We start from the raw sequence: 25,890 nt of genomic DNA on the forward strand, positions 1-25,890 counted from the left end.
CTCAGAGTTCCTTTTAATGTGTTTGTGGTGAACTACATTATATCTCTCTGGGATGTTTTTTCATACTCTCAACTGGCTAACTTCATTTTAGAACTTTCAACTCTATTTTCAAAACCTTCTTTCAAGTGATAACAAAGAAGGTCTCCTCTAATCGACTTGACCTACCACAAGCTATTTTTTCCATACTCGACAAAAAAAGAGTAGATTTTTCATCTACTCAATAATCATATGTTTAGATTATTCGGCGTCTTCTTCTTCATCAACGTCATCATCTTCTTCGTTTAACTCGACATCCTCATCAACATCGTCATCTGTGATAATTTCATTCAATTCAGAATCATAGGAATCCACTTCTGACTTTTCATCATCTGGATTTTCTTCATCGTATTCCATTTCGTCTGAAGTAGATTCATAATCGTCATCTTCTGGATCATCATCACTGTAATCAATGGCATCATCATCACCATCCATGAAGGCATTAACACGTTTTTTCTTACGTTTTGGAGCACCTTCTTCTTCTTCTTCAAGAGTGATAATTTCTTCATCGATTTCATCGATAGCGTACCATGAACGCAAGCCCCATTTGTTCTCGCCAAGCGGAATGAAGCTACCATCTGTATTAAGGTCTGCATAGAAAAATGGCAGAGCGTTACGGATTTCCTCGTCAGATTTACCGAGGTAGTTTTGAATCTCGTTTACCAAATCACTGAAGTACATCTCTTGCTCACGACCACGTTCCTCTAAAATCGCACGGGCCACTTCAATCATCGAGAGTTCACTTTTTTCTTGTCCTGCAAATACATCTAATTCCAAGGCAGTTCTCCTTTTTTATCATTCCTTACTATTTTACGCTAAAATTCCCTTTTCGTCAAAGTATTTATAGCCTTTTATCAAAAAGACAAAAGCCAAGACCAAGTCCTGACTTTCATTCATTTGTCTTATTTTACACTTGCAGTGCTTGTAATCACTTCAACTGCTTTTTTCATAGCGATGTCATGTTTTAGCATGTCAGCTGAAAGGAGGCTACGTACTTGAGCAACTTCCATGTTGTACTCAGTCGCAAGATCGTTGATTTCTTTTTCGATTTCTTCGTCGCTTGCTTCAAAGCCTTCAGCCTTAGCAATTGCTTCGATAACCAAGTTTGTCTTCGTACGTTTTTCAGCGTCCGCTTCAAATTGGTTGTGGAGGTCTTGCTCAGTTGTACCAGTCAATTGGTAGTACATGTCTGGGTTGATACCTTGACGTTGCATGTTTCCAAGGAATTCGTTCATAGCACGGTGAACTTCATCGTGAACCATTTCGCTTGGAAGGTCAACGATTTCAGCGTTTGCCACAGCAAGCTCGATTGCAGCACCTTCAACCGCATCGTCAAAGGCGATTTCTTTAGCTGCTTCAAGTTCCTTACGGTATTTAGCTTTCAACTCATCAAGTGTTTCGACTTCTTCGTCGATATCTTTAGCCAATTCATCGTCAAGAGCAGGAACTTCTTTAGCCTTAACTTCGTGAACTGTTGTTACGAAGAGGGCATCTTTACCAGCCAAGTCTTCAGCTTGATAGTCTTCTGGGAAGGTTACGTTAACCTTCACTTCATCGCCAGCCTTACTACCAACCAATTGATCTTCGAAGCCTGGGATAAATTGGCCTGAACCAAGTTCAAGTGAGAAGTTGTCGCCTTTTCCACCGTCGAATTCAACGCCGTCAACAGAACCAACGAAGTCAATCACAACTGTGTCGCCTTTTTCAGCAGCACCGTCTTTGATTGCCAACTCAGCCAAGTTGTTGCGCTCACGCTCGATTTTTGCATCAACATCTTCATCAGTTACTTCTTTAGTAACATCTACAGAAACTGCAAGGTCTTTGTAGTCACCCAATTTAACTTCAGGTTTTGTCACAACTTCAGCTGTGATTGTCCAGTCTTGACCTTTTTCCATAGAAACAACGTCAATTTTTGGTTGAGCGACAACATCGAGTCCAAGCTCTGCAATTGCTGCTTCATAAGCTGCCGGAAGAAGGGCATTCAAGGCATCTTCGTAAAGGGCTTCTTCACCAAATTTTTGGTTGAAGATTGGACGTGGCACTTGGCCCTTACGGAAACCTGGCAAGTTGATATCTTTCTTAATACGGTTGAAGACTTTGTCCAAGGCTGGTTTGATTTGGTCTTGACCGATTGTAAAGGTCACCACACCATGGTTTGTTTCTTTATTTTCAAATGATACAGACATGAATGTCATTCTCCTTAAATAATTATAGTACAGTTCAGTTTACCATATTTTAGGTATTTTTCAAACTATTTTCTTTAAATTTCTTGGTTTTAAGGCTTTTGGACAATAGCAGAGCATGGAGCTGATAGGCATTGCTTTTCTTTGATTAGTTCACTTTAGGCAATTTTAACTTTTTTTGGTAGACTAAGAGAGTACCTATCGAACTGACGTTTACTGTAAAGGATACCTTATGACCTATATTCAACATTATTTAGATTCCTTAAACTTGGAAGCTTTGGGACTAAGTCTGATCACACGCTGTATCAATCTAGTCCTCTTCATTATCGTTTGGGGTATTTTTAAGCGGTTAACCCGCCATGTCGCTGAAAAAATCCACTTTAAATCCGACCCCTTTGCCTTTAGTAGCGAAGCCAGACAGCGGACCCTGACCAAACTCTTTCAAAACGTATGGAACTATAGCCTCTACTTCATTTTGATTTATGCGGTGCTGGCAATCCTTGGACTCCCCATTTCGAGTCTACTCGCTGGGGCTGGAATCGCTGGACTTGCTATCGGGCTTGGTGCCCAAGGCTTTTTAACAGACGTGGTCAATGGCGTTTTTATCCTGATGGAACGGCAATACGATGTCGGTGATACGGTTAAAATTCAGACAGTGACTGGGACCGTCTCCGACGTCGGCATCCGTTCCACTCAGATTCGTGACCAGGATGGGTCCCTTCATTTTATCCCCAACCGCAATATCACCCTCGTCAGCAACCTATCTCGTGGGCCCATGCGGGCCCAGATTGACTTGCCTGTGCCAATGGATGCAGACTTGGACAAGATTTCCCAAACCATTGCCCAAATCAACGCAAGTAAGGTGCCCCAATTCCCTGAAATCTTGGCTGAACCTATCATCCAGGGAGCTCGAACCAGCACGACTGGTCAGCCTATTTTCCGCGTGGATATCCAAACGCAGAACGGTAAACAAGGACAGATTTATTACCACTTCTACCACCTTTACCAAGATGCCCTCAGGCGACAGGGACTCCTGTCTGAACGGCCACTGGCAACCGAACAACAGCCAACCGACTAAAAGAACCACCCAGAATTTTGATTCTGGGTGGTTTTCATATATTCATGAATCTGAGCAAGAAACTCCTGTGTGATGCAATATCTTAGGACTTTAAGTTTTAAAAATCACTGCAACAAATAATCTGTAATAGCTCTGACACAACCGTCTTGGTCGTTTGTAGGTAGAATGTGATCTGCAAGAGTTTTAATATCATCGCTAGCATTTCCCATAGCAAGGCCAAGACCTGCTTGGACTAGAATTTCACGGTCGTTATCCGCATCACCAACAGCAATAGTTGCTGCGATTGATAGTCCTAGCAAGTCACAGAGTTGATCGAGTCCTGCTCCCTTGTGGACACCGGCGGCCGTGAATTCTAATCCTGACTGCTCTGCTTTTACCACAGCTAAACGGTCCGAAAGGAGAACCTCATAGCCAGCGTCACGAGCATTTGCTGTTTGATGATAGAGGTTGATTTTCTCCAAATCCCCAGCATGCTCTTCCACAAAATCATAGATATTATCGACTAGAACAGCCGTCTTCTCATAGAGTTGACGATAATGGGAGACGTGAAAACGCTCAATCGTCTCCAGGTGAGACCGCTGCAGGTAGCCCTGGCCATCTTTCATAGCCAGCACCATCACCTGCCCCTGACGGGCATAGGTCGCAAGGTTGAGAGCTAAATCTATAGGGATAGGAGTTTTCTGCAGAACGGTTTGGTTTTGAAAATCGCAGAGCACCGCTCCGCTGGCCAAAATACCATAGTGCACACATGGAAGATCAGGCAGATAGTCCGCTAATTCCGACAAGGCGCGCCCCGTTGACAGGACCACTTCTTTCCCAGCCAGGCTAGCTTCACGGATAGCCTCTTGCGTAGTTGGGCTAATTTCCTTATGACTATTAAGCAAGGTCCCGTCCATGTCAAAGGCAATCAAATGATACATGCATGCCTCCTAAAATTTCCGGATTGGGTCTTGTTGATATTCCGCACGCGCACCACCAATCAGTTTTGGTCGGCTGGCAAGGGCTGTGACGTGAGCACCTCCCAGTTCACGCTGGATGGGACGTAGGGGTACCTGCACGCGCTTGACATGCATGCCGATTGAGGTATCCCCAATATCCAGTCCCGCATGGGCCACCACTTCCTCCACTTCGACCGGATGAGTCATGTACTTGAAGGCAGCCAGCTGGCCTGAACCACCCGCATGCAGGCTTGGTAAGACGTTGACGATTTCCAGGTTCTTGACGAGGGCCACATCCTCTTCGACCACCAGGGCTCGATTGAGATGCTCACAGCCTTGAACTGCCAAATAGATGCCACGTGGTGTCAGGACTTCTAAGATCGTTTGGACGATAATTTCGCCAATTTCCAGGCTAGACGCTTGGCCGATAACACCGCCAGCGACCTCAGAACTCGACAAGCCAAGAACAAAAATCTGACCCGCTTGAATGGCAGAGCGATCAACGATATCTTCTGTAATGACCCGGGTTTGTTGGGCCAGTTCTGTATGTGAAAGAGTCATAATAACCTCCTATTGAGCATTAGAACGGCAGACGGCCTTTGAGGAGACGGTAGAGGGCATAACCGAGGGCCATACCGACGAGATTTTGGGCAAGGTTGGTCGGGATGCTGGCCACTGCTGCTGGAAATCCATAACCCAAAACCAGGGCAGCAACCGCATAGACTCCGACCATGACAAGACTGGCTAAAACCAGATCCAGGCTCTGCTTTTTCCCAGAAAAACCTGCAAAATAGCCCTGAAGACCATGAGCGAGGAGACTAAAGACCATGTACTGGGGATAGCCTAGGAGCAGGTCGATGAGAAAGCCAGCCAAGCCACCGACAATAGCCCCCTGACGGCCTCCTAGATAAAAGGCGGTGAAGAAGACTCCGACGTCCAGCAAGGTCACAAAGCCCGTAGGAGTCGGCAGGATCACGTGGGCCAGGACTAGGGAGAGGGCGGTTAAAATCGCTAAAAGGGCACGTTCTTTGGTTTTAGTGGTTTGCATATTGGACAACTCCGTATTCATTGGATGCTTGGATGGCCTGGTAGACAAAATTCTTGGCCTCGCGAACCGCGTCAAGCGGAATCAAGCCCTTGACCAGATTGCTGGCGATGCTTGAAGCAAAGGTACAGCCCGCCCCTGTATTGTTCTTGTCAAGGACCGGACTTTCAAAGACCTTCAGGGTCTCCCCGTCATAAAAAACATCGATTGCCGTTGTCTTGCTGAGGCGATTCCCTCCCTTAATAACCACATTGGGGACACCGTAACTGTGGAGGAGCTTAGCGACTGCCTTCATATCGTCCAGAGTTTTAATGGTTTGTTGGGACAATAGCTCAGCTTCTACCAGATTTGGCGTGATGATGGTGACATGGGGGAAGAACTTGAGGAGCTCTGCCCGCAGACTGCTCACCTCCACATCGTGGGTCTCCTTGCAGACTAGAACGGGATCAAGGACGATAGGGATTCCCGCATGTTCCTTGACAAAGGCTAGACTGACTTCAGCGACCTCGACGTTGGGCAAGAGACCCAGTTTGATGCCTGAAAAGGGCACCTTTTTAAGAGACTGGAGTTGAGCCTGATAAAGGGCAGTATCCACAGGAAAAACCTCAAAGCCATTTTCTGTGATAGCTGTCATGCAGGTCAAGGCCAGAAATCCATGCTGCTGGTTGACCGTATAGGTAGCTAGGTCTGCGTGGAGGCCACCACCGCTAAAAATATCATTGCCTGAAAGGGCTAAAATGTAATCACTTGTCATAGATAATCTCCTTGAGGTAGAGGCCATTGCCTGCGGCAGTTGGACCAGCTAGGTTTCGATCACGACTCTCCAAAACGGTTTTAATTTGAGAGACTGGCATGCGATGGTTCCCAATTTTGAGTAGCGTACCGACCATATTGCGAACCTGCTTGTAAAGAAAACCATTGCCTGTAAAGGTAAAGACCAGCATATTAGGTCTTCCCTCTGGTTCTACAGTTGCCCTTGTGATAGTACGGATCTTATTTTCCACACTGGTCCCCGTCGCAGTAAAGCCTGTAAAATCATGGGTTCCCACTAAGTCCTTAATTGCCTCTTGCATGAGATCCAAATCCAGTGGATAGGGATAGGCGGTCGCATAGTGGCGCATCATGGGATTTTTTGGTCGCCCCGTATCCACCAAAAACTCATAGGTCTTGTTGTGCTTATCATAGCGGGCATGAAAATCATCCGCCACCTGCTCAACAGAAACTACATCAATATCCTCTGGGGCTTGGGTATCTAGACCAAAGCGGAGCTTTTCCACATCACGAGCCTGGGGCAAATCAAAATGAATAACCTGGCCATAAGCGTGAACGCCAGCATCGGTCCGTCCAGCTCCAAAAATGATGACAGGCTGACCACTATTTAATCGTTGTAAGGTTTTTTCCAATTCCTCCTGGACCGTCCGCTCCCCAGGCTGTCTCTGAAAGCCTGAAAACAAGGTCCCATCATAGGAAATAATCGCTTTATATCGTGTCATGAAGCTATTGTATCACTGGACTGGAAGACAAAGGAGAAAAAAGAAGAATCACTGTACGGGTACAGAATAAGATATCTAATCATGTCATCATAAAAAACCAACCTCCACACGAAGATTGGTTGATTAGACTTATTCTCCCTCAAAGGCATCCTTCATCTTGTCGAAGAACCCTTTTTTCTTAGGATGGACATCGCTCATACCAGAAGCAGCCGCAAAGTCCTTAAGGGCTTGTTTTTGAGCATCATTGAGTTTAGTTGGAGTGACAACTGTTACCGTCACGTGTTGGTCACCTTGGCCATTACCGCGCAATCGCGGAGCTCCCTTACCCTTGAGACGGAAGGTCTTACCAGTTTGGGTACCCGCCGGAATAGACAGGGCTACATCACCGTGTACCGTTGGTACATCAATGGTGTCTCCCAACGCCGCTTGAACAAAGTTAAGGTCCAAGTTATAGTAAATGGTTGACCCATCACGCTTGAATTTGTCGCTAGGTTGTACGCTGATAACGACGAAGAGATCTCCGTAAGGACCACCGTTAAAGCCGGCTTCACCTTGACCTTGCAGACGAATTTGCTGTCCTGTCTCCACACCTGCAGGAATTTTAACAGAAACGCTATGCGATTCGTCTTCGTGACCTGTTCCACGACAGGTTTGGCAAGGATCCTTGATTTCTTGGCCGCGGCCATGACAGACATCACAGGTTGCCTGACGGCGCATCATACCAAGCGGTGTTTGGGTATCAATATTGATAACCCCTGTTCCACGGCACTTGCTACAAGTGATTGGACTTGTCCCTGGCTTACAACCAGAACCCGTACAGGTATGACACGTTGTCTCACGGTTGTATTTGATTTCCTTCTCGATACCAAAGATGGCTTCTTCAAAGCTCAGATTGATCCGGTATTGAAGGTCATCCCCTTGACGGGGCGCATTAGGATTGCGTGAAGCACCTGTAGCACCGCCGAAAAAGCTAGAGAAGATGTCTTCGAAACCGCCGAAGCCACCACCATCAAAGCCACCAAAGCCACCTGCACCACCGCCGAAGCCGCCATTGGCTCCTGCTGCTCCAAACTGGTCATAATTGGCCCGTTTTTGCTCGTCACCGAGAGTCTCGTAGGCCTCTTGGACGTCCTTATATTTTTGTTCAGCCCCAGCTTCCTTATTGATGTCAGGGTGATATTTTTTTGATAATTTCCGATAGGCTTTCTTGATCTCGTCTTGCGACGCGGATTTAGAAACACCTAAGCGGTCGTAGTATTCTGTATTATTCATGTTTTTTACCTTTAGGTTTTTATTGATACTTTTCTGAAATGGTGCGAACGGTAGCAACCTCCTAACGGAGTTCCATACCTAAGTTTGAAGCCTAAAGTCTTCAAACTTCCGAGTATATGATTCAATTCATGAGTCATATACTTTCCACCATGGCGAAAAGTATCTTTCTCAGCGACACATTTTTCTATAGCAACAGATGTGTCGCAGTAGCTGACGGACAGTTCACATCGCCTTTGCTTGTGACTAGCCTCGTCAGCCTTGCGGAGATAAGACAACGAAATCGCAGCTTTGCTGACCGATTTCTGTCTTATTCTCAAAACCAGAGGCTGGGGTTCAACCTCTGGTTTCGATATATTGTTCTCTGACCACGTCAGTCTTTGTTTGTATGTTACTAGGCAGACCATCATAGTAGCTTACCTATTACCCTCACTCCTAGTTTCCAGGCTCGAGGGATAAAACAGTCCACAGGACTGTTTTATTTCTCCGTAAACTCGCCGTCTACGACGTCGTCGCCTGCGTTATCTGCGCTTGTGTTTTCAGCACCTTGTGCACCTGCGGCTGCTTGTTGAGCGGCTGCTGCTTGTTCGTACATTTTCACAGCAAGGGCTTGAGCTTTTTCGTTGAGGGCTTCAAGTTTGGCCTTCATGTCGTCGATGTTGTTGGCTTCTTGAGCAGCCTTGAGTTCGTCAAGGGCAGCTTGAGCTGCATCGCGTTCTGTGTCAAAGCCTTTGCCTTCAGTTTCCTTGATGGTTTTCTCTGTTGCAAAGATCATTTGGTCAACTTCGTTGCGAAGGTCAACTTCTTCTTTACGTTTAGCATCTGCTTCTGCGTTTGCTTCAGCATCCTTCATCATTTTTTCGATTTCTTCGTCTGTCAAGCCTGAGTTAGATTGGATAACGATGGTTTGCTCTTTTTGCGTACCAAGGTCTTTAGCCTTAACAGATACGATACCGTTCTTGTCGATGTCGAAGGTTACTTCGATTTGTGGAATACCACGAGGCGCTGCAGGGATGTCTGTCAATTGGAAACGACCGAGGGTCTTGTTGTCCGCAGCCATTGGACGCTCACCTTGAAGAACGTGGATGTCCACCGCTGGTTGGTTGTCTGCTGCAGTTGAGAAGACTTGTGATTTAGAAGTTGGGATAGTTGTGTTACGGTCGATGAGTTTTGTAAATACACCACCCATAGTTTCGATACCGAGTGACAATGGAGTCACGTCAAGAAGGACAACGTCTTTGACATCACCAGTGATAACACCACCTTGGATGGCTGCACCCATGGCAACAACTTCATCAGGGTTAACTGATTTGTTTGGCTCTTTGCCTGTTTCTTTACGGACAGCTTCGACAACCGCTGGTATACGTGTAGAACCACCAACCAAGATGATTTCATCCAAGTCGCTTGCTGACAAGCCAGCATCAGAGAGGGCTTGACGAACAGGTGCTTTGGTACGTTCTACCAAGTCAGCTGTCAAATCGTCGAATTTAGCACGTGTGAGGGTCAATTCCAAGTGGAGAGGTCCAGCATCGCCAGCTGTAATGAACGGCAAGCTGATTTGTGTTGATGTTACACCAGACAAGTCTTTCTTAGCTTTTTCAGCAGCATCTTTCAAGCGTTGCATAGCCATCTTGTCTTTAGACAGGTCGATGCCGTTTTCTTTTTTGAATTCAGCAACTAAATGCTCGATGATTTTGTCGTCAAAGTCGTCACCACCAAGAGTGTTGTCACCTGAAGTTGCGAGTACGTCGAAGACACCGTCACCAAGTTCAAGGATTGACACGTCGAAGGTACCACCACCAAGGTCAAAGACGAGGATTTTTTCATCTTTATCTGTCTTATCAAGACCATAAGCAAGGGCAGCTGCGGTTGGTTCGTTAACGATACGTTCTACTTCAAGACCTGCAATCTTACCAGCATCTTTTGTCGCTTGACGTTGCGCGTCGTTAAAGTAAGCTGGTACAGTGATAACGGCTTTGGTTACTTTTTCACCAAGGTAATCTTCAGCATAACCTTTCAAGTATTGAAGGATCATGGCAGAGATTTCTTGTGGTGTGTATTCTTTACCGTTGGCAGCTACTTTTTCAGCTGTTCCCATTTTTGATTTGATAGACAAGATTGTGTCTGGGTTGGTTACAGCTTGACGTTTTGCGGCATCACCAACGATGATTTCACCGTTTTTGAAAGACACAACAGACGGTGTTGTGCGGTTGCCTTCTGGATTGGCAATGATTTTTGATTCAGTTCCTTCAAGAACTGCTACTGCTGAGTTGGTTGTACCAAGGTCGATACCGATGATTTTAGACATAGTTTTTTCCTCTTTTAATTAAATTTTTCTTTCATGCTCTCCTTAAGTAGTCGGAACACCAGTAGCCACCTTTGGTGTCTCGTGGCTAAAAATTGAGCCTAAGGTCTCAATTTTTCCCTCGCAGATAACCTAACGGTTATCTTCTTTTGACTACGGCAGAGAGCATTTGGTCAGCTCGCATGCGCTCGCTGTAATTTCTTAGTTCGCAGTAGCTGATGGTCATTTCTTCGTCCTTCGGACTGTGAAAGGTCTCATCAGCCTTGCGGGAGTGCGTCGACGAAATCAAAGATTTCTGACTTACCGCCTAGTTTTCTGTCATTTCGGACAAATTTATTTTTTTGATTAGCTATTAACATTGTATAGTGTAATTGCGACGTTCGATAGCAAAATCGATACCATTTTACTATCGAACTAGTAAGGAGTCTAGGCAATCCGCCATAGCGGTTGCCGTATAATGATGAGGCGTTTTAACGCCCATCATTATTGACTAGTTATACACCACAACCATAGCTGGTCTAAGGAGTCGGTCGTGGAGTTGGTAGCCTTTTTGGAGGACTTGGGCGATGGTGTCAGCTGGATGGTCATCATCTGCTGGCAGGGTTTGAACCGCCATGTGAAGGTTGTGGTCAAAAGCTTCAACCGCAACTTCTGTGACACCTTCTTCTTTGAGGGCTTGGATGAGGCTGTCCTGCACCATGCTGATACCCTTGGCCACGTCTTCACTGATGCCCTCAACTGCTAGTGCACGCTCCAGGTTATCCAGGCTCGGCAAGATTTTCTTGGCCAAATCCTGAGAACGATAACGCTGGAGACTCTGACGCTCCTCGTTGCTACGACGCTGAATATTTTGCATTTCAGCGTGGGCACGGAGGTACTTATTTTCAAAGTCTTCCGCCCGTTCGTTAGCCAGTTCCAGCTCCGATTTTTCAGGAGCCTCCTCTACTTTTTTCTCAGCTTCCTCCACAACCGGCTGATCTTGCAGGTCCTCATTTTGGACCTCGTCTTTAACTTCTTCTGTCAAGGGTATACCTCTTTCTTCTTTTTATAATAGCAGAGCTCTCTGTTCAGCCTTGTCTTTAATTCACTTCATAGTGATTGCTATTGAGATAGCGATAGTAATCACTGAGTTTCATAAAGAGGACACGGGAGATAACGTTGATCAAGCTCATCTGACGACGATAGTCCATGTCAATTGGGCCTATCAGACTCATCAGGGCCAGCCCCCGATAAGGAACGGGGAAGGGATGGCTGATGACCGTCACCTGCTGGAGCGCAGGCTCTGGGTGATCCGCCACTCGGATCTTGGTGACCTCGTCCATGTCCTGACGCAAACTGACTGCAACAGCTTGGCTATGGTCCAAAAACTGATAAGTCTCTAGACTGCCATAGTTGAGCGACGCGACCTTACCAGCCATGAAGACCGTCTCCTCAAAGAGGCTAGAAAAGATGTAATCCATCAAATCCAAAACGTTATCCGTGGTGGTAAAGTAGCGCTGGACAATCTGAGGAATCTCAGTCCGCAGGCGATAGTGAATGTCAAGGACACTTTGGTTGAGGAACCGCTCTTGAACCAGCTCTGTCAGTCGCTCCAAGTCTCTCAGCAGGAAATTCTTGGGGATGGCAAACTGAACGGTCACTGGCCGCGAGTCGTCCAAGGTCAACACAGCCAAGCCGTCGTGACTGGACAAGGGAACGATATCAAAGGACGTCAGCTTTTGTTGCTTGGGCTCCACATCCAGGATAACCGACGTATAGCCCGTCAGGTCTGCCAAGAGCTGGCTGGCTCTGGCTAAGATATCTTCCAACTTATAGGCTTCAAAATCAAAGGCCTTGATTACCCGGTAGACATCTTCCTCGTTGATCTGCTCCAAATTGAGTGAGTGCTTGACAAAGTACTGAAAGCCCGCCGGACTCGGCATCCGTCCACTGGAGGTATGGGCCTTTTCCAGCAAGCCCAATTGCTCCAAGATTGCCATGTCGTTTCGAATCGTCGCCGAACTGGAGGCGATGGACTCCTTGAGCGCCTTAGACCCAACCGGTTCATGGGTCTGGGTGAAGAGCTCCACAATCAGATTTAAAATATCATTTTGACGCTGGGTGATCATAAGGACTCCCTTCATCGATGGTTTCTAGCGGTCCATAGCAGAGCTTCTTGCAACTGCCGTCTCAGACTGCTAGTAATGTTAGCACTCGATGTGTTAGAGTGCTAACTCATGATTTAATTATACCCCTTTTCCACCCTGTGTCAAGCCAAAAAGCACAAAAATTAGCACTCTTTAACCAAGAGTGCTAAAAATACATCTTAAGACCGAGACAATCCGACCATTTAGACAATATGCTCTGCAATTGCAGTGTCCGCTGCGATACGACCAAAGGTAAAGATATCTGTTAGAGAGTTTCCTCCTAGACGGTTCCCCGCATGTAAACCTCCAGCAACTTCGCCTGCTGCGTAAAGGCCGTTGATGATGCGACCATCTTCACCGATGACATGAGTTTGTGTGTCAATCTTGAGACCACCCATAGTATGGTGAACCGCTGGTTTCCGTGGTGTTGCATAAAACGGTGCCTGCACACACTTCAGATCAAAGCCACCTTTATTGAACTCTGGGTCAAAGCCAGCATCAACATAAGAATTGTAATTGGTAATGGTTTCAACTAAGACAGCTGGCTCAATATTGATTTGAGTAGCTAGTTCTTCTAGTGTTTCTGCACGGAAAAGTGTCCCTGCTGCTACTTGGGCATCAATTTTCTCCTGGCTAGTGTTATAAGCCGTTGCCTTGATGTTATCATCCGCAATTAGATAGAAGAGACCGCCGTTATCAATGGCTGCTTGAGACAGCTTATCACGACTACCATACTCATCCACGAAGCGTTTCCCTTGTTGATTGACCATGATAAAGTTGGCTGGTGGCACTTGCAAACCAGAGAAGAGGGCGCCCGTCACTGGATCAGACACAGGCATCATCTGGCTAAAGCCCATACCAACAAGATCTGCCCCAACAGACTGACCAAGCAGAATCCCATCACCAGTCACGGCTGGTGTATTGGATGTAGCAATATTGTCATCAATCTCTGACCAGTAAGTATTGTACTGTTGAAGCATCTTGGTGTTGGCTCCAAAACCACCAGTCGTCAGTACAACAGCCTTGGCCTTGACGGTGATGGCCTGACCATTTCGTCCTTCACCTTTCACGCCCGTCACGACACCCTCTGTTACCAGCAGTTCCTTAACTGGTGTATCGGTCAAGATAATCCCGCCATTTTCTAGAACAAATTCCTTAAGGACAGAGATAAAGGCCACTCCCATCGGCACTTTTGGCTTATGGCCACGGCGCCAAAGAGCACCAACTGGCATAGTCACTTCATCACGGACAAATTCGACACCGATATCTTCCAACCAACGAACTGACTCAAGCGCTCGTTCTGTCAAAACTTTGACCAATTCATAGTTCCCATGAATTTCATTTCCTTGCAAGTCCTTACGTTTCCCACCAATATAGGTCTGGATACGATAAAGAAGCGTTGAATCAAAAAGATAGGTTGGATCTTTGAGGTAATTTTCCAGTTCAACCTTGAGGGCACGGAAATCGTCCAAGAACTCTGGGTCAATGGTCGCTTCATCGATATCATGCAACTCTTGCAAATTGTGGTCTTCACCTGGGTGAGCCGCAAAGGTATTTTGCCATGCTGGATCTGGTGCATTCATAGGACCGCCTGCACGAACTGTGTTGCCCCCAACAGATGGGAATTTTTCAACAACAATGACTTGTTTGCCACATTGAAGCGCTCGAGCCGCTGCGGCAAGCCCTGCACCACCACCACCGACAACAACAAGGTCTGTGTCGTAAGTCTTATCTTCCTTATCCAGGGCAGATGGTGCTTTGGGACGACTACGCAATACATCTGGGTTGCCCCCCGCCTGACGAACGGCACGAGCTACCCCGTCTAAAACACCATTTGAGGTCACAGAAGCACCTGAAATAGCATCGACATTGAGGGTTTGTCCCTCGATGATTTCACTTGGCACACGGGTAAAGACGATATCGGCAATCCCACCGGTTTCTCCAGATGAGTCAATATTGATTGCTTCAATCCGTTCTTCTGACAAGGTTACAGACATTGGCAAATCACCATTGTGACCAACTGTTGTCACCTGATAGGTTCCAGGGATAAAGCTGATTTTCTCTGGTTCATTGAGCTGGTTGGTGATATCTGCAAAGCGCAAGAATTTATAGAAACAAGATTCTAAGAAATCAATAGTCCCTTGAGAATTAAGATTCCCAGCCTCGTCAAAGGCACGATGGGCCTTACCCAGCAAGAACTCAGAACCTGGCATGACAACGGCATTCACACCTGGAGCATCCAAAATTTGGCGCAAATGAAGCTGAGCACGTGATGAACCCTGCACATCATAAGACGCTCCCACAATCATCGTCGGTTTGCCAGCCAGTGGATGAATGTTAAAGCTCAGCCATTCCAGCAAGCTATTCAGACTAGATGGTATGGTGTGGTTGTGCTCAGGAGTGGCAATGATGACGGCATCTGCTGCGGTAATTTTTTCATTAAAAAGCTGAATTGGAGCCGAATCCGTTTGGTCATTGGTTTCGTCGAACATCGGAATATCTTTGATTTCGAGAATCTCGATGTCCGCTTTCTTGGCAAAGTGCTGCTGCATGAATTGCAAGAGCATTCGGTTGTATGAGTGGTTGGCATTGGTACCAACAATTCCAATCAATTTCATGCGGTATTCCTTTCTATATTTTTATGCCTTAAGCCATTCTTCCCAAATAAAGGATTTTTTCCGATGGGTATCTGCTGGCTTTACTAGCTGGTTGGTCAAAGTGACAAATTCAATAAATTCACTAAAATGTTCTTCCAACTCTGCGACTTTTTCAGGATTGTTCAGATGACCTTCATCATACAAAACTTGCTCTGAATGCCCCAAGAAAAACTCTGTGCCTGGCATGACACGGGCCTTGAGTTCTGGTGCATCGAGAATCTGACGCAAGTGAGCTTGTGCACGAGATGTCCCTAGAGAACCAAGCGAGCAGCCAACAATCATGGTTGGTTTGTTGACCAATGCTCGTGTCGTATAGGCAATCCACTCCAGTGCGCTAGCTAGAGGTGCTGGAATCGTATGGTCATACTCGGGCGTCGAGATGATCACACCGTCTGCTGCCAAAATAGCCTCCGAAAAGGCCGCAACTGCAGCGGGTACTGTCTTGTCTTCCGGTTCATTAAAAGCGGGCAAGTCCTTGATTTCTAAAATCTCAATATCCGCCTCTGCCACAAAGTGACTAGCCATGAACTTCAGCAGTTTTCGATTGGTTGAACGCGAAGAATTGGTTCCTACAATAGCAACTAACTTCATGTTTGTTACCTCTTTCACATTTTTATTTTAATGCCATTATACTATTATCTAGGTTTTTGTAAATACATTAGCGGTATATTTAAGACAATAGTATCATTTTTTCCGACCTTTGTATCTTTTTGTGATTTTTTTAACAATTTTCCTGTTTTTTTCTGAAAATCAGATTGACACCCTTTTTCTGGTTTGGTATATTACTTGTGAAAAACAAAACAAATTATCAGGAGGATTTGTTATGGAAAAACAATTGAATCGGTGGCAAGTCATTTTTGCTTCCACTGCCATTCTGCTCTGTACAGGTGCCGTTTATGCCTTTAGTGTATTTGCTGGACCTTTAAGCGCACAAACAGGATGGAGCATGCCTGAGATTATGATGGCCTTTACGATTAACTCAGCAATCGGCCCAATCCCAATGATTTTAGGTGGTTACTTGGTAGATAAGGGCTATGTCAAGTGGACAATCGCTCTTGGCGGACTGCTGTTTGCTATCGGATTTTATCTGACAGGTTATGTCACCAGTCCAGGTATGTTGTATGTGACCTACGGATTGATGGCAGGGCTCGGACAAGGGTTTGCCTACTCTGGTGCACTCAGTAACACCCTTCGCCTATTCCCAGATAAACGTGGTTTGGCTTCAGGTATCCTTACAGGAGGTATGGGCTTTGCTGCTGTACTTGCTTCTCCAATTGCTAGCAACCTCATCCAATCTCACAACGCTAGCTTTGCATTTAAAACAATCGGTTTAGCTTACATTGTCGTCGTTCTCATTGCTTCACTCTTTATCAAGCCAGCTCCAGCAGGCTACAAGCCAGAAGGTTGGACCCCACCTGCACAAGCTCGTGGTGGTGCTGTAAACAAAAATTGGACCGATATGTTGAAAACACCTATCTTTTATGTCATAATTTCAATGTTCTTCGTAGGGGCTTTCTCTGGTTTGATGATCGCATCTCAAGCATCGCCAATTGGCCAATCCATGTTCGGACTAAGTGCTGGTACTGCCGCACTCTATGTCAGCCTCTACTCGATTAGTAACTCCAGCGGACGGTTCATTTGGGGAACAGTTTCTGATAAAATCGGTCGGAGCAAAACCCTCATGATTATCTTCTCAGTCGTTGCTTGTGCCCTTCTCGTTTTGACCCTCATCCCTGGTCAATTCGGCTTTGCTCTTGGTATTATCGGGCTGGGCCTTTGCTTTGGTGGCGTTATGGGTGTATTCCCGTCTATTGTCATGGAAAATTATGGCCCAGCTAATCAAGGTGTCAACTATGGTATCGTCTTTACTGGGTATTCCTTGGCTGCTTTCTTTGCACCACGCGTAGCGGTTCAAATGGCCGCTGCCAACAATGGAAACTATAGCAATGCTTTCTACGTGGCCATCGCTCTTGCTCTAATAGGTTTGGCACTCAATGCTACCTATATGAAGCTTACGGCTAAAAAATAACAACGGTAATAGGCCTGCAGCTTCTAAATCTGCAGGTCTTTTTCTATCCCTCAAAATGGACTGCTTTCTTTATGATATAATGAAGTAATGGAGGAACGCTACATGAATCAACCTATCAAAGACGACCCTTCAGGCTTTTCCTATGAATGCTACCACACCACGCTAGCGAGTAACTCATCTGATATCCTATCCCATTGGCATCCAGAGCTCGAAATCATTTATGTCCAAAAAGGAAGCGCCTGCTACCATATTAACCATACCGTTTTCAACAGTCAGGCTGGAGACATCATTTTGATTCAGCCAAACAACGTCCATGCAATCTCACAGCTGCCTTACGAGGAGCAAGAGAGTGATACATTTGCTATTCATCTGGATCACTTAGGGCGTTCCAATGTCGACAAATACAGTCAACGTTACTTGCAGCCCATCTACATTCACCACTTTGAACTCACACCCCGTATCCAACCAGGTATGCCTGGCTACGAAGCTCTCAAATCATGCCTTTTATCGATTTTTTCTATCGTCCGCGAACAGAATCTCTATTTTGATATGCTTCTCAAATCCAAATTACATGAATTTCTGTATTTGGTTTTTAAACACCGCTATGTCAACCGCCATTACACAGATGATACCTACCAAAAATACCAAAAATTAAGAGATCTGATTGATTACATTTACCAACACGCCCATGAACAGTTGACGATTTCAGAATTAGCCGAGTATTTTGGCTATAGCCGTACGCATTTTATGGCGGTTTTCAAACAACATATCGGGAGAAGCTGCCTTAAATTTATTATCCAAGTCCGACTCAACAACGCCTGTGACTTACTCGTCCAAACGAGATTACCTGTACGCGAAATTGCTCAAAAGGTTGGATTCACAAATATAGCCAACTTTAATCGCCAATTCAAACAGGCCTACCACATCACTCCTTATCAATACCGCCAAAAAAATAGCCCACAAACGTAGGCTATTTTTCTATTTATTAGACTTCTCAGAGAAAGCGGTTAGAATCCTTACAACCAATCCTATCATCAACACCACCTGCACTACCGCTACGCCATTGATAGCCCAACCAGCAAAGCTAGTCGCTGACAAATTGACCCGTGGCAAAACAAACAGGGTAAAGGTGATGATGTTTAGTCCTAGTATCGCTAGACAAGCTTGCTTGGTTTGTGGGGATGAAGATTTCATTTTTTAGTCCTCCTTAAGGCTCTTGCGCAGCTGGTAAAAAAATACAAGACATAGGCCATCAGTGGGAGGTAAATCAGGCCCAATACCAGTCGAAAAACGGGTCCTTTTTCTGCATGAAATGCAAGCATGAAAATAAGCACACTCAAGACAACCCGTGACCGATAAATCCGCTTAATCATGGCAAGCTTACTGACCTTATCGCTGAAAATCTCAGCATCCTCCGCTTGACTAGCTTCCTTGCAAAAATCCAAAATTCCAACAACGAGCAACGTTTTCCCAGCCATAGTCCGCATACATCTGCAAGTAAGATTCCCGCTCTGCCTTTTTCAACTGTACAAAGTCCAACTTATAGGTAACTTCTGCAGATTCCACCGCTTCAAAATGGTAGAACATGCCAAAGCGTACTCTGACAAACTTCCAACCCTTGCGGTGCATCTCAGTTAGGTATCTTTCTTCTTGTTCAAAATCCGTGATAAAAAATTTCTTCCATTCTACTTTGGTTTTCATAGTATTTCTCCCTTACTATTTTTATAAAGACGTTCAATTCGTGCCAACTCGAGTTCTAAAACTTCTCGTCCAAGATCTGTGATGCGGTAAATCTTGCGCTTGTCCTCCTCCCGGTGAAAGGCGATGAGGCCGTCCTTTTCCATCTTGGACAGGGTGCCGTACATGGTTCCCGGGCTAATGACAACCTGATTAGCCGTCAACCGCTTGCTTTCCTGGGTAATCTCATAGCCGTGACGCTCTTCTTGCAGAGCAAACAAGATGTAAAAGGCCGTCTCGGTCATGGGAATGTAGACCCGTTTGATTTTGTCTTCCATAGCTTCTCCTTTTTCGTACTTCGATGTATCGTAGTCCGTTATATTGTATCTTGATTATATCGTAGTGAGATGTATTTGCCGAGAGAAGATAAACATTTTTTCAAAAAAGAAAGCACCACGCCAACCGACGTAGTGCTCCCAAGAAGACATGAAAAAAGACCGATTTGCATCAGCCTTTCTTCTTATTATTTCGTAGTCGCAGTGACTTCTTCATAGCTCATCATGTTCTTGCTGATGAGCGGAGAGTCTTCGCTCCGGCGCTCAGCTGCGTGAGCCTTGTGCTCTTGGGCATGCTCAGGACGTTTCATCCAAGCCTTGAAATCGTCCTCGGAGTGCCATTTAGAAATCGCCGTCAAGATTACCGCGGCCTCTTTTTCTGCAATCCATACTTCGTTGGCTAGGCAGGTTTCCCAGTTAGCTAGCGATTCTGCATCATGTTTGAACTTGGCTTCGAATTTCTCGCGCGCCTCTTTTTTAACTTCAAATGTTACGGTTTTTACGATTACCATTGCTGTTCCTCCTCGATTGATATCCCTTATTATAGCGCATTTTCAGCCATTTCATAAGCATTTTACCCCGCAAGATAGCAGAGCAATTAGTCATACTGGGTTAGATTTTCAGACTCGATGACTGCGATTAGCTTGCTAGCATAGTCAGGATCTTCAGAAAAACCTGATTTCTGCAGGGCCTTGGCAGCAGTCTTATAACCATCTGATGTCGCCAGAGTTGTGTAGAGCGTGTCTCCACACTCCCCTGATTTGAGCCTGGTCAAATAGTCCTCCAAGCTTTCCAAGTCAGTATGGTAAATCTGATAAGACTTGGTCTGCTTTTTAGCCTTGTTATCGTAGGGCGGGGCTAAAAGAGCAATCCCTGCTCTGCCATTTTTAGCCTCCAACTGAAGGAGGTTATGGTATTTGTGGGTCAGGTAGGTCTGGCGTAATCCGAACCAAGAATGACCTGCCCTAGCAAAATAGAGGGGCGGAGCCCATAAGATTTGGCCAACTCCTGTACCTGAGGTGCTAACTTCTTAACAAAGGATGCGTGACTTTCCCCAGTCTGCACGGATTGTGTGGCAGTAGATTTCTGGGCAGTCATCATGGGCAACAAGAGTCCCACCACGAGGGCAATTCCAATGATCAGTATAACTTTAGGCGATTTTTTTCTGATAAAGCCTCGCTATTTCTTCTCTTGTTCTTGGAGCAGGGCGATGTATTCTTCCAGAGACAGATTATGCTCCGTCATATACTTAGCGGACTCCACACCGACGTAGCGCCAATGCCAATCCTCATAACCGATACCTGTAATGGCTGTTTTACTCTCTTCGTAGCGCAGGATAAATCCATATTGTGGAGCTAGAGCTTTAATTTGAGCGACAACTTCTTCTGAACTCGTATTCAATTCCGCAGCATTACTCATATCAACAGCAAGCCCAGTGTGATGTTCACTGGCGCCTGCTGGCTGAACTGTTGCCTGAACAACAGCTTCCGCCGCCTCCTGAGTCAAGCTCGGGTCATTGGCCATAACTTCCTGCAAGGTCTCCGTATATAACTTAGCCTGTTCAGCAACACTACGATATCCTGACACAAGTGTCTCACTGGCTTCTACTGTTCGTGCCGCTGCTAAGAAATCCGTAAGGTGTTGAGCAATCCGTGAGTCAACTGGGATGCTTTCAACCTCCGTCAAGTCAATACTCAGCTCCTCGGTTAAATGCTCACGATTGACCAAGACTAAATTCCAATCACTCGTTGAAACATCTGGTAAATCCGAGTCTTTTTGACTTGTCGTTGTACTCGTCGATGTTGATTCTGTTGTCTGAACCTTAGGCTCAGTTTTTTTCATTTGATTGATATGGGAACCTGACAGAAACCAATACCAGATTCCACCAAAAATTACCAATGAAGCCAAAACCATTGCTAGCTTAAGACCTTTATTTTGCTTCCGCATCTCTAATTGCTCGTCCTTTCTCACGGTAGGACAAATCTCCTACACTAACGACAGATAATTGTCCATCTTCAAATTCCAAAATAGTAACGCTGCCGTTCTCAATATGTTGCTTAGGACGTTTGGGGTCTAAAAGCCAGACAAGTGTTCCGATACTCATACCATGACTAACGACTAGCGCATTCCCACCGCCATCTGCTTCCAAGCTCTTTGCGATAGACATAAATCCATCTAATAGGCGACCACGTAGCTCCTCCCATGTTTCAGCCCAACCTGCAGTATCGACCTCGTAAATACCCTGAGCCAACTCTGGGTAAGGAACTTGGTTCAAATCACGGCCAGCAAAAATATCAGTTCTAGGAAGAACCCCGACAAATAATTCACTATCATAGCCACCATCCAAACTCCCAAAACACCACTCGCGAATCCGTTTATCTCGTTGGTAAGGAATTTGGTTAGTCAAGCCTAGCTCCTCTAAGAGGATATCCATGGTCAACATTGTCCGACCAGAGTCACTGGAAAAGGCCATTTTAAAAGGAACCCCCTCTGCTTTAAGACCAGCTCCTAGTTCATGGATTCCTTCCTCACCAGCCTCAGTCAGCGGAGAATCACTCCAACCTTGAGCCCGACCAATGGTATTAAACATCGTCTTACCATGACGTACAACATATAATTTTATCGGTGTCATTCTTCTCTCCTTTATCTCTATCTATTATAGCACGTTTCCTGCCAACAGAAAATGTTCAGTCCTCCTATCTTATGATTGCATGCTGATTACAACTCATCATTAACCCCTTTTAATTAAGAGATAAGTAATCGAGTTACCTTGATTTTTGACAATTACACATATTGAAGCACTCTTCAAAATTAAAATGACACTTCATTACAGTACTCTGATAATCTAGAAACCTCTCCCACCGTCTTACCTAATGAACGAAAACCAATTATTGAGGTCCCAATCATCAAATAAACAAAAACACCGATTCGTGTGAACCGGTGTTTTCAGGAGATTTATGAAAAAGAAAAAGTTTTTGAGCAAGTTCTTGCGACTTTAGTCGCTTAGTACTTGCCATGCAGAGACGTCCGTCAGTTAGGATGAAGTCCGTAACGATTCGATGACATCCACTACTAGGATGGTTATAGTATAGCCAAGCTGGCTTAAAGAAACCTAAAGAGACAAGGTAAGGAAACCCAATAATCTATAGTTTTGATTTTGAAAGAATATTAGTTTTTAAAACTATGCACAGGTGCTGGGATTTGGCCACCACGATTGATAAAATCGGCTGAAGAATATTGGCTAACCTTCATGACCGGAGCGGAGCCTAATAAGCCTCCCAGTTCCAACATATCCCCAACTTCACCGTAAGGAATAATCCGCACTGCTGTTGTTTTTTGGTTGATAACGCCGATGGCCGCTTCGTCAGCAATCATAGCAGCAATGGTCGTCGCTGGCGTGTCCGCTGGAATGGCAATCATGTCCAAACCAACCGAACAAATCGCAGTCATGGCCTCTAGTTTCTCCAAATTAATGGCACCAGCCTGAACCGCCGCAATCATCCCCTCATCCTCTGATACAGGGATAAAGGCACCTGACAAGCCTCCGACCTGATTGCAGGCCATGATTCCGCCTTTTTTTACCGCATCGTTGAGCAGGGCAAGGGCTGCTGTCGTTCCGTGAGTCCCGACAATCTCAAGCCCCATAGCCTCAAGAACACGCGCCACGGAATCCCCTACAGCGGGCGTTGGTGCCAGAGACAAATCCACAATCCCGAACTCTACTCCCAGGCGCTCAGAGGCCATCTGACCAACCAATTGCCCGACGCGGGTAATCCGGAAAGCTGTTTTCTTAACCGTTTCCGCCAAGACATCAAAGCTAGCATCTGGAACCTTTTCAATGGCTCGTTGCACCACCCCTCCCCAGCTTGTTCTAAACTGCATTTTTTTAATTCCACTCGAAAGATTTTTATACTAAATTTCAAAAAATCTTCTAACTTTATCTACTAATCCAAAATCAAAACCTAGGTCGTAAAGCTATCTTTCCATACTCTCTTATCTTTGCGCCAACCTGTCTCGTCTGATGAAATTTTGAACGAGGGTTGGCGAAGACAAGAAAAAACTGCCAATCTCTCGATTGACAGCTGACATTTTAGGAGCAGGTTTATTTAGCGTAAAATAGATTGCTCAGTTTCAAGGTCAAAGAAGTGTGCCTTGTTCAATTCGAAGGAAAGTTCCACTTTTTCACCTGGTTGGTGGTAGTCACGGGCATCAACGCGACAAACAAACTCTGTATCGTCGATACGGTTGTAGAGCATAGACTCAGAACCCAGCAACTCAGAGACCACAACTTCAGCTGTAACCTTAGAAGCAGGATAGGTATCCAAGACAACTTGGGAACTCTTGATATCTTCAGGACGAATACCCAAAATCAAGTCTTTTCCTTGGTATCCCTTATCACGCAATTGCTTAGCTTGGCCTTCTGGCACTTCTAAGTTGAGGTTGCGACCATTGCTCACATGTGTACCATCAAAGGTTAGAGTAAAGAAGTTCATAGCTGGGCTTCCGATGAAACCTGCGACAAACTTATTAGCTGGCGAATTGTAGAGTTCTTGTGGAGAACCGATTTGTTCTACACGGCCAATAGTACCTGTACCTGAAGCATTTTTAGTCGCACTCATGATAACGATACGGTCTGCCAGTGTCATGGCTTCTGTTTGGTCGTGGGTTACATAGATGGTAGTGGCACCGATACGACGGTGGATCTTAGCAATCTCAGTTCGCATGGATACCCGAAGTTTAGCATCCAAGTTTGACAAAGGCTCGTCCATAAGGAACACCTTCGCGTCACGAACAATCGCACGTCCCATGGCAACCCGTTGGCGTTGACCACCAGAAAGGTCCGCTGGCTTACGTTGCAAGAAGTCAGTCAAGCCAAGGATTTCAGCCGCCTCCTTCACACGCTTGTCAATATCAGCCTTGTCATACTTGCGCAGTTTAAGACCAAAAGCCATGTTATCGTAAACTGTCATGTGTGGATAAAGAGCGTAGTTTTGGAAAACCATGGCGATATCACGGTCTTTTGGCGCCACATCATTCATGAGGGTTCCGTCGATGTAAAGTTCCCCTTCAGTGATGTCTTCCAGCCCCGCGATCATGCGAAGAGTTGTAGATTTCCCACAGCCAGATGGCCCAACGAAAACGATAAATTCCTTATCCTTGATATCGAGATTAAAATTTTCAACAGAGTAGTGCTCACTATTTGGGTAGCGTTTGTATATGCTGTTTAAGTCGATTTGTACCATTTCTAGTCCTCTTTTCGTTTTACTTTCCTTCAGTTTATCATTTTCGTAACCGTTTGCAAATGGCAGAGCAGACAAAAAGCCTGTGCAGGTTGCACAAGCTTTACAGGGTCTGTGATTGGATGGCTAGATAGCAGAGAGAGAGATCATCTAGATTTTTCAAATCCAAGCCTGTTCGCTCCAGAAAGCGATCCAGCTTATTTTGCAAGGTGTTGCGGTGCAAATACAAGCGTTGGGCAGCCTTGGTTTGAACTCCCCGCTCTTTCCACAAGGCCAAGATCAGATCTTCCATTTCAAAATAATGGATAAACTGATAAAAGACCCTGACAAAGTACTGAAAATCCAGGGCTGAGTGGACCGACAGCCAATAGAGCAAGTCCAAAAAAGTGATCAACTGGGAACGACTAGACTGCTGGTGGTAACGGGTAAAGGCAGCGACTTCCCGCTGGAAAATATCCGGCCACTGATCCTTGGTTTGGTCGGACCAGACCTGACCCACCAAGGCCGTTAGTCGACAATCAAAATCTTCCTCCACAATCGGGATAAGTCCTTGCAACTCTATCACCGATGCTTGAAGCAATTCGGCTCGAAGCACCATGGCCAAGCGATTTGAATCCAGCCAAAAGCTAGACTCCAACTGAGGATAGATAGGGGTCAGTACCTCCTGAAGACCTCTCTTATCAGCAGTCAATGGATTGGTCCATTCAACCGCTACATGAACGAACTGAATACGAGCTTGCTCAGATGGCAAATGCGTGCGCTCCTTGGTCAAATAAGCCTGCCAAGGATTGACGGTAGTGACCTTGCCAGCCAAGAGACCTGAAAAATGATTAATTAGCGCCTTTTCAGAAGCCTGTAGACCATCTTCAGGCACATGGAAAAAACGTCCATCAGCCAAGGGCATGGCTAAACTCTCGTCACTATCTCCAACCCCTGATACCCAGCCTCGCGGAAAAACTTCCTGTAACTCCTCAAACATCTCATACCTCTATAACTAATACTCTTCCAAAATCAAAGCTAAACGTCATTAACTTGGCTCGCTAACTTCAGTTATGCCTACGTCAAGTTGCCTTGTCTAGTTTTTGATTTTGAGTGAGTATAAAAAATCGCAACCAGTATTCTTTTACCAATTTTAACATATTTCACCTAGACGGTGGGAATCTGGTGTGGATTTTGCCGAAAATCAACGTTTTGAGAATTTCCCCATTGAAAACTAAGGATACTCATCCCTTATAAATCCCTTTATATCAACATCTTACAGTTTGAAACTTCCATGAAAATGGACTAAAATCTATAAATTTGGATAAAATTGACACCAATTAACACCATAAAATAGACTAGTCAACTATCTCAATTCTGAGGTAGTTTTTTTTCATTATTACAGAGGTGAAACAAGGTTTCATTACATGTCAGCACTTCACTTGCTGAAAACCTTAATTTTATGCGCTTTCTAATTTTTTGATATTCAGTATATTGTAA

The 25,890-nt window shown here is 45.4% G+C and carries 25 protein-coding genes and 1 pseudogene; 3 read left to right on the top strand and 23 right to left on the bottom strand.

What is annotated here, in order from left to right:
- Nucleotides 1-237 precede the first annotated feature (237 nt).
- Together rpoE and tig are read right to left on the bottom strand one after the other, a co-directional pair.
- Nucleotides 238-813, bottom strand: coding sequence for a DNA-directed RNA polymerase subunit delta (gene rpoE, locus ACFORF_RS03455; RefSeq protein WP_380425530.1), 576 nt, complete (start codon nucleotides 811-813; stop codon nucleotides 238-240).
- 125 nt (nucleotides 814-938) lie between these two features.
- Nucleotides 939-2,222: a trigger factor gene (gene tig, locus ACFORF_RS03460; RefSeq protein WP_380425532.1), complete on the bottom strand. Its 1,284-nt coding sequence runs from the start codon at nucleotides 2,220-2,222 to the stop codon at nucleotides 939-941.
- A 229-nt stretch (nucleotides 2,223-2,451) separates the two neighbouring features.
- Between tig and ACFORF_RS03465 the strand changes: the two genes are divergently transcribed.
- On the top strand, nucleotides 2,452-3,297 hold the full coding sequence (locus ACFORF_RS03465; RefSeq protein WP_380425534.1) for a mechanosensitive ion channel family protein: 846 nt from the start codon (nucleotides 2,452-2,454) through the stop codon (nucleotides 3,295-3,297).
- Between the two features lie 104 nt (nucleotides 3,298-3,401).
- On the opposite strand, the gene ACFORF_RS03470 is transcribed toward ACFORF_RS03465, so the two are convergent.
- The 11 genes from ACFORF_RS03470 to ACFORF_RS03520 all read right to left on the bottom strand — a co-directional run bounded on the left by ACFORF_RS03470 (nucleotide 3,402) and on the right by ACFORF_RS03520 (nucleotide 15,721).
- Nucleotides 3,402-4,217 carry a Cof-type HAD-IIB family hydrolase gene (locus ACFORF_RS03470; protein ID WP_380425536.1) on the bottom strand — a complete coding sequence of 272 codons (816 nt, stop codon included), beginning with the start codon at nucleotides 4,215-4,217 and terminating at the stop codon, nucleotides 3,402-3,404.
- A gap of 9 nt (nucleotides 4,218-4,226) precedes the next feature.
- The gene (locus ACFORF_RS03475) at nucleotides 4,227-4,796 is read right to left on the bottom strand and encodes a TIGR01440 family protein (RefSeq protein ID WP_380425538.1); all 570 of its coding nucleotides are present in this window, start codon (nucleotides 4,794-4,796) and stop codon (nucleotides 4,227-4,229) included.
- Nucleotides 4,797-4,815: 19 nt separating this feature from the next.
- On the bottom strand, nucleotides 4,816-5,283 hold the full coding sequence (locus ACFORF_RS03480; RefSeq protein ID WP_380425540.1) for an ECF transporter S component: 468 nt from the start codon (nucleotides 5,281-5,283) through the stop codon (nucleotides 4,816-4,818).
- On the bottom strand, nucleotides 5,270-6,034 hold the full coding sequence (locus ACFORF_RS03485) for a bifunctional hydroxymethylpyrimidine kinase/phosphomethylpyrimidine kinase (protein WP_380425542.1): 765 nt from the start codon (nucleotides 6,032-6,034) through the stop codon (nucleotides 5,270-5,272). The genes ACFORF_RS03480 and ACFORF_RS03485 overlap by 14 nt, the downstream gene beginning before the upstream one ends.
- Nucleotides 6,024-6,773, bottom strand: coding sequence for a tRNA pseudouridine(38-40) synthase TruA (gene truA, locus ACFORF_RS03490; RefSeq protein ID WP_380425544.1), 750 nt, complete (start codon nucleotides 6,771-6,773; stop codon nucleotides 6,024-6,026). Before truA ends, ACFORF_RS03485 begins: the two co-directional genes overlap by 11 nt.
- A gap of 129 nt (nucleotides 6,774-6,902) precedes the next feature.
- On the bottom strand, nucleotides 6,903-8,045 hold the full coding sequence (dnaJ, locus tag ACFORF_RS03495; protein WP_380425546.1) for a molecular chaperone DnaJ: 1,143 nt from the start codon (nucleotides 8,043-8,045) through the stop codon (nucleotides 6,903-6,905).
- A 475-nt stretch (nucleotides 8,046-8,520) separates the two neighbouring features.
- Nucleotides 8,521-10,350 (bottom strand): molecular chaperone DnaK, encoded by a 1,830-nt coding sequence (gene dnaK / locus ACFORF_RS03500; RefSeq protein WP_380425548.1) that lies wholly within the window; start codon nucleotides 10,348-10,350, stop codon nucleotides 8,521-8,523.
- Between the two features lie 487 nt (nucleotides 10,351-10,837).
- The gene (gene grpE, locus ACFORF_RS03505; RefSeq protein ID WP_380425550.1) at nucleotides 10,838-11,371 is read right to left on the bottom strand and encodes a nucleotide exchange factor GrpE; all 534 of its coding nucleotides are present in this window, start codon (nucleotides 11,369-11,371) and stop codon (nucleotides 10,838-10,840) included.
- Between the two features lie 55 nt (nucleotides 11,372-11,426).
- Complete coding sequence (gene hrcA, locus ACFORF_RS03510; protein ID WP_380425677.1) at nucleotides 11,427-12,455, bottom strand: heat-inducible transcriptional repressor HrcA; 1,029 nt, start codon at nucleotides 12,453-12,455, stop codon at nucleotides 11,427-11,429.
- A 221-nt stretch (nucleotides 12,456-12,676) separates the two neighbouring features.
- Entirely contained in the window at nucleotides 12,677-15,091 is a 2,415-nt protein-coding gene (locus ACFORF_RS03515) for a flavocytochrome c (RefSeq protein ID WP_380425552.1), read from the bottom strand.
- Between the two features lie 21 nt (nucleotides 15,092-15,112).
- Nucleotides 15,113-15,721, bottom strand: coding sequence for an NADPH-dependent FMN reductase (locus ACFORF_RS03520; RefSeq protein WP_380425554.1), 609 nt, complete (start codon nucleotides 15,719-15,721; stop codon nucleotides 15,113-15,115).
- A gap of 232 nt (nucleotides 15,722-15,953) precedes the next feature.
- On the opposite strand from ACFORF_RS03520, the gene ACFORF_RS03525 reads away from it, so the two are divergent.
- Together ACFORF_RS03525 and ACFORF_RS03530 are read left to right on the top strand one after the other, a co-directional pair.
- Complete coding sequence (locus ACFORF_RS03525) at nucleotides 15,954-17,159, top strand: L-lactate MFS transporter (protein WP_380425556.1); 1,206 nt, start codon at nucleotides 15,954-15,956, stop codon at nucleotides 17,157-17,159.
- Between the two features lie 102 nt (nucleotides 17,160-17,261).
- Entirely contained in the window at nucleotides 17,262-18,128 is an 867-nt protein-coding gene (locus ACFORF_RS03530; RefSeq protein ID WP_380425558.1) for a helix-turn-helix domain-containing protein, read from the top strand.
- Nucleotides 18,129-18,137: 9 nt separating this feature from the next.
- Here ACFORF_RS03530 and ACFORF_RS03535 read toward each other — a convergent pair whose 3' ends face one another.
- The 10 genes and pseudogenes from ACFORF_RS03535 to ACFORF_RS03580 form a co-directional block, all read right to left on the bottom strand.
- Nucleotides 18,138-18,353, bottom strand: a complete 216-nt coding sequence (locus tag ACFORF_RS03535; protein WP_380425560.1) for a hypothetical protein — start codon at nucleotides 18,351-18,353, stop codon at nucleotides 18,138-18,140.
- Nucleotides 18,354-18,581: 228 nt separating this feature from the next.
- On the bottom strand, nucleotides 18,582-18,860 hold the full coding sequence (locus ACFORF_RS03540; protein ID WP_380425562.1) for a DUF2812 domain-containing protein: 279 nt from the start codon (nucleotides 18,858-18,860) through the stop codon (nucleotides 18,582-18,584).
- Entirely contained in the window at nucleotides 18,857-19,174 is a 318-nt protein-coding gene (locus ACFORF_RS03545; protein WP_380425564.1) for a PadR family transcriptional regulator, read from the bottom strand. Before ACFORF_RS03545 ends, ACFORF_RS03540 begins: the two co-directional genes overlap by 4 nt.
- Nucleotides 19,175-19,359: 185 nt before the next feature.
- Nucleotides 19,360-19,683: an antibiotic biosynthesis monooxygenase family protein gene (locus ACFORF_RS03550; RefSeq protein ID WP_380425566.1), complete on the bottom strand. Its 324-nt coding sequence runs from the start codon at nucleotides 19,681-19,683 to the stop codon at nucleotides 19,360-19,362.
- Nucleotides 19,684-19,769: 86 nt separating this feature from the next.
- Nucleotides 19,770-20,168, bottom strand: coding sequence for a glucosaminidase domain-containing protein (locus ACFORF_RS03555; RefSeq protein ID WP_380425679.1), 399 nt, complete (start codon nucleotides 20,166-20,168; stop codon nucleotides 19,770-19,772).
- 182 nt (nucleotides 20,169-20,350) lie between these two features.
- Complete coding sequence (locus tag ACFORF_RS03560) at nucleotides 20,351-21,118, bottom strand: M15 family metallopeptidase (protein WP_380425681.1); 768 nt, start codon at nucleotides 21,116-21,118, stop codon at nucleotides 20,351-20,353.
- Complete coding sequence (locus tag ACFORF_RS03565; RefSeq protein ID WP_380425568.1) at nucleotides 21,102-21,803, bottom strand: histidine phosphatase family protein; 702 nt, start codon at nucleotides 21,801-21,803, stop codon at nucleotides 21,102-21,104. Before ACFORF_RS03565 ends, ACFORF_RS03560 begins: the two co-directional genes overlap by 17 nt.
- A 536-nt stretch (nucleotides 21,804-22,339) precedes the next feature.
- Nucleotides 22,340-23,029: pseudogene (locus tag ACFORF_RS03570) on the bottom strand (DUF711 family protein); the annotation flags it as partial.
- Between the two features lie 248 nt (nucleotides 23,030-23,277).
- Nucleotides 23,278-24,414 carry an ABC transporter ATP-binding protein gene (locus ACFORF_RS03575; protein WP_380425570.1) on the bottom strand — a complete coding sequence of 379 codons (1,137 nt, stop codon included), beginning with the start codon at nucleotides 24,412-24,414 and terminating at the stop codon, nucleotides 23,278-23,280.
- 100 nt (nucleotides 24,415-24,514) lie between these two features.
- Complete coding sequence (locus ACFORF_RS03580; protein ID WP_380425572.1) at nucleotides 24,515-25,390, bottom strand: helix-turn-helix domain-containing protein; 876 nt, start codon at nucleotides 25,388-25,390, stop codon at nucleotides 24,515-24,517.
- Nucleotides 25,391-25,890: the final 500 nt, after the last annotated feature.

This window comes from Streptococcus caprae (assembly GCF_042649745.1).
Taxonomy (GTDB): Bacteria; Bacillota; Bacilli; order Lactobacillales; family Streptococcaceae; genus Streptococcus; species Streptococcus caprae.

What these genes read in the sequence shown, in the direction of transcription:
- tig (WP_380425532.1), bottom strand. Translation starts at nt 2,222, where the DNA reads ATGTCTGTATCATTTGAAAATAAAGAAACAAACCATGGTGTGGTGACC.
- ACFORF_RS03565 (WP_380425568.1), bottom strand. Translation starts at nt 21,803, where the DNA reads ATGACACCGATAAAATTATATGTTGTACGTCATGGTAAGACGATGTTT.
- ACFORF_RS03530 (WP_380425558.1), top strand. Translation starts at nt 17,262, where the DNA reads ATGAATCAACCTATCAAAGACGACCCTTCAGGCTTTTCCTATGAATGC.
- truA (WP_380425544.1), bottom strand. Translation starts at nt 6,773, where the DNA reads ATGACACGATATAAAGCGATTATTTCCTATGATGGGACCTTGTTTTCA.
- ACFORF_RS03475 (WP_380425538.1), bottom strand. Translation starts at nt 4,796, where the DNA reads ATGACTCTTTCACATACAGAACTGGCCCAACAAACCCGGGTCATTACA.
- ACFORF_RS03515 (WP_380425552.1), bottom strand. Translation starts at nt 15,091, where the DNA reads ATGAAATTGATTGGAATTGTTGGTACCAATGCCAACCACTCATACAAC.
- hrcA (WP_380425677.1), bottom strand. Translation starts at nt 12,455, where the DNA reads ATGATCACCCAGCGTCAAAATGATATTTTAAATCTGATTGTGGAGCTC.
- ACFORF_RS03480 (WP_380425540.1), bottom strand. Translation starts at nt 5,283, where the DNA reads ATGCAAACCACTAAAACCAAAGAACGTGCCCTTTTAGCGATTTTAACC.
- ACFORF_RS03465 (WP_380425534.1), top strand. Translation starts at nt 2,452, where the DNA reads ATGACCTATATTCAACATTATTTAGATTCCTTAAACTTGGAAGCTTTG.
- ACFORF_RS03485 (WP_380425542.1), bottom strand. Translation starts at nt 6,034, where the DNA reads ATGACAAGTGATTACATTTTAGCCCTTTCAGGCAATGATATTTTTAGC.
- ACFORF_RS03545 (WP_380425564.1), bottom strand. Translation starts at nt 19,174, where the DNA reads ATGGAAGACAAAATCAAACGGGTCTACATTCCCATGACCGAGACGGCC.
- ACFORF_RS03560 (WP_380425681.1), bottom strand. Translation starts at nt 21,118, where the DNA reads ATGCGGAAGCAAAATAAAGGTCTTAAGCTAGCAATGGTTTTGGCTTCA.
- ACFORF_RS03540 (WP_380425562.1), bottom strand. Translation starts at nt 18,860, where the DNA reads ATGAAAACCAAAGTAGAATGGAAGAAATTTTTTATCACGGATTTTGAA.
- ACFORF_RS03470 (WP_380425536.1), bottom strand. Translation starts at nt 4,217, where the DNA reads ATGTATCATTTGATTGCCTTTGACATGGACGGGACCTTGCTTAATAGT.
- ACFORF_RS03520 (WP_380425554.1), bottom strand. Translation starts at nt 15,721, where the DNA reads ATGAAGTTAGTTGCTATTGTAGGAACCAATTCTTCGCGTTCAACCAAT.
- dnaK (WP_380425548.1), bottom strand. Translation starts at nt 10,350, where the DNA reads ATGTCTAAAATCATCGGTATCGACCTTGGTACAACCAACTCAGCAGTA.
- dnaJ (WP_380425546.1), bottom strand. Translation starts at nt 8,045, where the DNA reads ATGAATAATACAGAATACTACGACCGCTTAGGTGTTTCTAAATCCGCG.
- ACFORF_RS03525 (WP_380425556.1), top strand. Translation starts at nt 15,954, where the DNA reads ATGGAAAAACAATTGAATCGGTGGCAAGTCATTTTTGCTTCCACTGCC.
- ACFORF_RS03550 (WP_380425566.1), bottom strand. Translation starts at nt 19,683, where the DNA reads ATGGTAATCGTAAAAACCGTAACATTTGAAGTTAAAAAAGAGGCGCGC.
- ACFORF_RS03535 (WP_380425560.1), bottom strand. Translation starts at nt 18,353, where the DNA reads ATGAAATCTTCATCCCCACAAACCAAGCAAGCTTGTCTAGCGATACTA.
- ACFORF_RS03580 (WP_380425572.1), bottom strand. Translation starts at nt 25,390, where the DNA reads ATGTTTGAGGAGTTACAGGAAGTTTTTCCGCGAGGCTGGGTATCAGGG.
- ACFORF_RS03575 (WP_380425570.1), bottom strand. Translation starts at nt 24,414, where the DNA reads ATGGTACAAATCGACTTAAACAGCATATACAAACGCTACCCAAATAGT.